Source organism: Pedobacter sp. (genome assembly GCF_035317785.1).
In the GTDB taxonomy this organism is placed as follows: Bacteria; Bacteroidota; Bacteroidia; order Sphingobacteriales; family Sphingobacteriaceae; genus Pedobacter.
In genome coordinates this window covers 1-6,602 of record NZ_DATHGC010000340.1, presented here as the reverse complement: position 1 = coordinate 6,602, position 6,602 = coordinate 1, and the positions used below count along the sequence as shown (strand labels likewise).

Annotated in this window: 4 protein-coding genes; 1 reads left to right on the top strand and 3 read right to left on the bottom strand. The window is 44.0% G+C overall.

What is annotated here, in order from left to right:
- Positions 1-410: 410 nt before the first annotated feature.
- From VK541_RS21580 to VK541_RS21570, 3 genes are all read right to left on the bottom strand, one after another.
- On the bottom strand, positions 411-2,096 hold the full coding sequence (locus VK541_RS21580) for a sodium:solute symporter family transporter (protein WP_324372580.1): 1,686 nt from the start codon (positions 2,094-2,096) through the stop codon (positions 411-413).
- A gap of 112 nt (positions 2,097-2,208) precedes the next feature.
- Entirely contained in the window at positions 2,209-4,170 is a 1,962-nt protein-coding gene (locus tag VK541_RS21575) for a c-type cytochrome (protein ID WP_324372578.1), read from the bottom strand.
- A gap of 12 nt (positions 4,171-4,182) precedes the next feature.
- The gene (locus VK541_RS21570; protein WP_324372575.1) at positions 4,183-5,619 is read right to left on the bottom strand and encodes a DUF1080 domain-containing protein; all 1,437 of its coding nucleotides are present in this window, start codon (positions 5,617-5,619) and stop codon (positions 4,183-4,185) included.
- A gap of 292 nt (positions 5,620-5,911) precedes the next feature.
- Here VK541_RS21570 and VK541_RS21565 point away from each other — a divergent pair.
- A partial coding sequence (locus VK541_RS21565) for an SDR family oxidoreductase (protein ID WP_324372574.1) occupies positions 5,912-6,602 on the top strand: 691 nt, incomplete at its 3' end.

Sequence of the window (6,602 nt, the reverse complement as noted above, 5' to 3'; positions counted from 1 at the left end):
TGATACCGGAAAATAAGTATTTATGGAGACTGCAATATTCGCCGGCCCGTCCAGTCCCGGAGTTCCGCAGAGCTGACCATGGGCAGAATTACAAACATACATGCAAAGGAAGAGTACAATTTTACTCCATAAATTCATTTTATCATTTGGTTACAAGATCCCACTCTAAACTAGACAGTAGTTTCGACTAATTCAAATCCTGCAGCACAAATTTCACCAAATCGAGAAATAAATAGGCCCTTCAGCTAAGCCTTGGATAACTTGACCAAAAAAAACAGGTCAGAATAAATTCTGACCTGTTTTTTTAATACCCCTGAATTTTGATTACTCCGATCGGCATTCGGTCGGTTGCGCTTCCTTCAAAGCGCCTGCCGAACGCGAGCCGTAGAGGAGCTAATCAAAATTAACTATTACCAAAACGCCGTATACAAGGCCACCAGCATCGCAACAATGATCAAAGAACCAACAAGAAATGAATTGGAAACCTTAAACATTGAAGCATCTACTTCCAGACCATTGGTCACAACACCCTTTTTATTCTCATAGATACTGATGAAATACATACCGATTACACAGATCGCGAAAACGATCAGCATCCTGTCCATAAACGGAATTTCAAATATACCGCTTGAATTGGCAACAGCCCATCCGAAGTCGTGTAAAGGAGAAAGATCAACCCATCCTGGCAGGAATTTAAGCAGAACCGACGCAATAAAGCCTCCTATTGTTGCAAACAATGCCGCATTTGAAGTGGTCTTTTTCCAGAAGAAGCCTAAGATGAACATGGCAAATATGCCCGGAGATACAAAACCAGTATATTCCTGGATGTACTGGAAGCCTTGTTTACCCTCACCCATCAGCGCATCACCCACTATAAGCGAAAGAACTACAGCCAAAAGCATGGCTACCACCACAGCGATCTTACCTACATTAACCAGGTTTTTCTCAGTAGCACCCACATTGAATGCTTTTTTATAAATGTCCAGTGTAAAGATCGTCGCAATACTGTTTGCCTTACCGGCAAGTGAAGCCACAATGGCAGCAGTCAGTGCAGCAAAAGAAAGACCTTTCAATCCGATAGGCAATAGACCCAGCAATGCAGGATATGCTTTATTTGGGTCTTGAACACCTGATGAAGTCAGCAAATCTGCGCCGCTGATTCCAGGGATCTTTTCTTTAATAATGTAATAAACAGCAATACCAGGAATAACCACGATCACAGGCATCAGCATTTTTAAGAAGGCCGCAAACAACAGTCCGGATCTGGCCACAGGAAGCGAAGCGCCCAATGCCCTTTGTGTGATGTACTGGTTACATCCCCAATAGCTCAGATTGGCAATCCACATGCCACCGATCAGGACACTTAAACCCGGAAGATCCATGTAATTCGGATCATCTTTTTTAAAGATCAGATGAAAATGTTCAGAAGCCCCATCAGTTAAAATAGAGAAACCTTTAACAATACCTCCGTCGTTTGAGATCAGGTTCAATGCAATATAAGTAGCCACCAGCCCACCAAGTACCAAAAAGAATACCTGGATCACATCCGTATAACCAATTACCTTCATGCCCCCCAGCGTAATCAGAATGGCAAAAATAGCCAAAGCGAAGATACAGAAGGTGATATCCAGTCCGGAGATGCCACTGATCGCCAGTGCACCCAGATAAAGGATAGACATCAGGTTCACTACAATATACAGCATCAGCCAAAATACCGCCATGATCATCGCCACCGTCGAATTGTAACGCTGGTTCAGGAACTGTGGCATCGTAAAGATCTTGTTTTTGAGATAAACCGGCATAAAGAATACCGCAACAATGATCAGGGTACCTGCCGCCATCCACTCATACGCAGATATGGCAAGGCCAAGCTTAAAACCGGACCCACTCATGCCGATCATCTGCTCAGCAGAGATATTAGAAGCAATAAGTGAGGCGCCGATCGCCCACCAGGTCAACGAACCTTCTGCTAAAAAATAGTCTTTTGAATCGCTTACTGCGGATTTTTTCTTGTAATAAATCCAGAAGCCATAGGAAGATACGATTATAAAGTATATGAAGAATACAATGTAATCGTAATTGTGAAGTGTGTTCATTAGTTAAAATTAGGTTTATTTGATTGAGGGGATTAAAGTAAAAAAATTATTTGGGATAATCGTCAATTATGATGACTACCCCAAATAATTTCAGTTATAGAACAAGAATTGTCTACTTGGCCAGGGAATTGATCCAGGCGGCTATTTTTAAACCATCAGCCTTAGTAACCTGCGGCATCGGAGGCATCTCCGTCGAGTAACCAGGCCAGTTTTGAGGCTGTGGGTTATGAATAAGAGAAACGATTTTCTCCGGAGAATACTTGCGTTTTGCGATGTCGCGGAAAGCAGGTCCTATTTGTTTTTTATCCGCGTTGTGACAAGCGATACAAGTATAGTTGGTCAGTAAACCTTTGACCTGCGCATATGTAGGTGCAGCAGTGGAAATAGGTTTGTCGGCCGATGCAACTGCAGCACTTGGATCATCAGCATTAGGCTTATCCCCCGTAGCTTTAGTTTTCGACGGTGTGGTGCTTGCTTTAACTGATTTTCCCGAGTTTTTAGTACTCACTTCGCTCATTGATAATTTTGCTCCTGTTGGAATACTGTTCAATGTGTAATAACCAATCGGATGAAGTAAAGCAGATGAAGAACCCTTCTCACGTACACCATCAACCTTAATCGTATGGATGTAGTACTGGCGAAGGTTATCAACAATCAATCTTGCCCTCAAGCCATCAGCAGAAACTTTTACCCCTTTAACTTTAAGCTGCTCCAAATTTACAGGAGGCGATCCGTAAACCGGGTGATATTTATAGATATAACTTTCCACATCATATGAACTCAGGTCTTCAGCAGATTTTCTGTCAACCGGAGAAGTAAATTCAATTTCAAAACCATCAGGCATAGCCCTTATGGCCCTCATTTCAAACGGATTTTTTGTGTAAGTCAAACGTTCAAGGCCTTCATTGGCATCACCTGCAGATCCCCAGCCGCGGTTGGTTTCTCCAACAAACAATGAGTTGTCAGTACCCCAGCCCAAACGCAATACTCCTGAGCGGAAACCACTTCTGAATAAGAAAGACGCACCCTGTTCAACGCCATTTACAGTTTCCATAAACACCCTTGAAATGATACTCATACCCTGATCACCGATCAGGATCTGTCCGGCAAGCGGACCGAAAGCACCCTCAGGAATTTTTACAGGCTCCGAAGTAGAGATTCCCAGAATACCATATGGCAGCCATACCGAAGGCAGACGCAGCATCGGGAAATCCTTTTTCATCTGGAACAAAGTTTTGAATTCTTCATCCACCCTGTTCTCAGGTTTGATCGCCCTGCCATTTGCATCTACATTTCTTCTCTCGTCCATTTTAGACCTGAAGAACTCTTCACTCAATTTTACAGGAGAGTCAGCTCTTCCGCTCCATCTCAATCCCGCCGGATGACCAATAAAGTCTCCTTTTTCAATTCTCCAGATGGCACCAGAACCAACCCAGTCTCCCTGGTTGTCTGTATAATACAATTGACCGTCGATCATACCAGGACCAGCAGGTGAACGCATACCTGTAGCCCATGGTTTCATGACGCCGTCCTCTGTAATGTTCATCGTCCAGCCACGCATAGGTACACGGCTTTCGCCACGGTACCACATTTCATCACCAAAAGCTACGTTTCCGGTTACAAAGAACGAGCCATCTGGCGCTATCTTAGGACCAAAGCTGTACTCATGGTAGTGACCACTAAGCGGCCATGCATAGACTGTTTCGTAAACATCAGCTTTTCCGTCCTGATTCTTATCGATCAATTTGGTCAGCTCACCTCTTTGCGCGCAATATAAAGCGCCGTCCTTGTACGCAAGACCCAGTATTTCGTGCAATCCAGAAGCAAACTTGCGGAAGTACGGTCTGTTGCTTGTAGGATTTTCTACAATGAACACCTCACCCCTTCTGGTAGAGATCCCAAGATTACCGTTAGGCAGCGTTACAAGTCCGCCGACTTCCAGGATAGTTCCTTCGGGTGTCTTTACCTTGTTAATTTTATAAAAATCTTCCTCTTTAGGTGTTTCCTGCGCAAACCCCGTAGAAAAACTAAAGCTCAAAGCCAGCATTGCCAGCGTTTTAAAAGTATATTTCATGATCTAACCCTCTTAAAATAAAATAGAATAATTTAACTTGCCGCGAACAAGAACAACAAGTTCTTTCTTCCCGTTGGCATCCCTGATTACAGGTTTGTCTTTTACATCGTCAAATTTTAAATAAAAAGACTGGCCGTCCACTAAATAAAGTCCTTTGGATACTTCTTGTACATCAGATGCAGTAGCTACCAGCGCATAAATGTTATCAGTCGGTTTTTCCAGCGTGATCTCCCTGGTTAAGCCCTGACCATTATCAATTGGCTTAATGGCATCGGTCACTTTAGTTCCAAAGATATTATAAGTGAAAGCCGGACGGTCCTGGTCATCCAGTACATATCCTTTTGGTTTAAATCCTGTGCCGGTCGTATCCGCAAGCCATGCAGCCTGAGCATCTGCCAGTTTAGCTAAAGCAGGAACAGGTTTTTTAGTGAATGAAGTCAACACACCGCGAGGTCTCGAAGAACCATTGCCCCTGCCGTCCCACATTGGAGTAGCGTCGACAAATTCACCATGCCAGGCCTGGAACAATGCACCGTTGTCAAGGTCATAGCTGAAATGTACCTGTTGCGGGCTGCCCACAGAAATAGCGTGTACTACCACTGGTCCACCAGGGATATATACAAAACTACGGATGTTAGGCGTCGTAGCGGCATCAATAAAGATCGGATCAGTATTGTCTCCTCTTTGTCTTCCCGAAATGGCAGCAGCAGATGGCAGTTTAGAAATTTTGATGTTTTTGAACGCTACCGCACCATGGTCACCCTGCAGCCGTAAAGCACCTAAAGCTTTTTCCTGGCCGTTTGCCCCTCTTGTAGCACCAAACAATTCCACATTATCGTGAATCACCACACCATTCAGTTGGATACCAAGGATCCTTGCATTGTCAGTTTTTTTGCCCGATGCATCAAATTTAGGTGCCTGGAATGCAATTCTGATGTGCTGCCATGTGCCAGGTGCTTTAGAAGCATTCTGACGCGGTGCATAGCCCTGGTAGCCTTTTTCCGCTTCAGGTTTGGCATCATCCCATCTCTGGTAGATCCCGCCATTGTTTGAAGACTGAGGATTTTTCATGCCCCATGAATCTTCCAGCTGGATTTCATAGACCCCCTGTAAATAAATTCCAGAATTGGCTCCTTTTGCCATTAAATAGTCCAGTTCAAGCAGAATGTCACCATGTTCGGCAAGCGTCAGCAGATCTGAACCGTGGTTCTTTTTGGTTGGCAAATTCACCAGCACTCCGCTGCCCTTCGAAATGTTTAATGCGTTCTGTTCATTCAAGTTTGCCGTTACACTACCGGCAATTGACCATGACTTTCCTGCGTCTTTAAACGACGACAGGTCATTCAGGGCAATCTCTGACTTGTCAGTTAGCTGCTGACCAGCCACAAGTGTAGTTCCCAACAGCCAGACAAAGGCCGTTGTTCCAAACCTTAAGTAATTAAGTTTCATGTTGTGGTTTTTTGGTTATAAAAATTTAAAAGTAACAAATTCATCCCTTATTAAAAGAATCGCAAAATAATGATTTTGTTACAATAAACAATAACAACTGTAAATGAATAAAATAGGCCTTATTTAATTTGCTAAAACTATTTTGTAACCCATTCTGAAAACATAGGAAAGACCCTCTGTCCCGATTGATTTGATGGCTATTAAAGCGCATCCATTCAAACTCTTTGACCTAAGTATTGTTACACTTCAAAGAAGGATTTCAGGCTAATAAACAGATTCTGATAGTTACAAGATGAAAAAAGAGAAAAAAGAAACCATAAGACCAGCTCAGAAGCAAAACAAGCAGCCTGGAACAGAAGGAAAAATGACTCCGCTACCAGAATATCTGCCAAAGAAACCGGGCTTAAAATTAGAGGGAAAGGTAGCACTGATCACGGGCGGAGACAGCGGGATCGGGCGGGCGGTAGCAGCAGCTTTTGCCCAGGAAGGGGCAGACGTGCTGATCAGCTACTTTGATGAACATGAAGATGCAAAAGATACCATCAGGGCCGTTGAGAAATTCGGCAGAAAAGGAATCAGTATTTCTGGCGATATCTCCAGCGAAAAGCACTGCAAAGCCATTTTAGCCAAAACCATCAAAGAATTTGGCAGGCTGGATATCATTGTCAACAACGCAGCAGTTCAGTATCCGCAGGAAAGTATCACAGACATTTCCGAAACCCAGCTTGAGAAAACATTCAGGACGAATATATTTTCACACTTCTACCTGGTAAAAGCCGGATTGAAATACCTCAGGGAGGGCAGCAGCATCATCTGCACCACCTCGGTCACTGCCTACCGCGGCAGCGATCATTTGCTGGATTATTCGGCCACAAAGGGAGCCATTGTAGCTTTCGTAAGGTCTTTGTCTGCTGCGCTTGCAGACAAGAAGATCAGGGTCAACGGCGTAGCACCAGGGCCAATATGGACACCATTGATCCCTG

What these genes read in the sequence shown, in the direction of transcription:
- VK541_RS21580 (WP_324372580.1), bottom strand. Translation starts at nt 2,096, where the DNA reads ATGAACACACTTCACAATTACGATTACATTGTATTCTTCATATACTTT.
- VK541_RS21575 (WP_324372578.1), bottom strand. Translation starts at nt 4,170, where the DNA reads ATGAAATATACTTTTAAAACGCTGGCAATGCTGGCTTTGAGCTTTAGT.
- VK541_RS21570 (WP_324372575.1), bottom strand. Translation starts at nt 5,619, where the DNA reads ATGAAACTTAATTACTTAAGGTTTGGAACAACGGCCTTTGTCTGGCTG.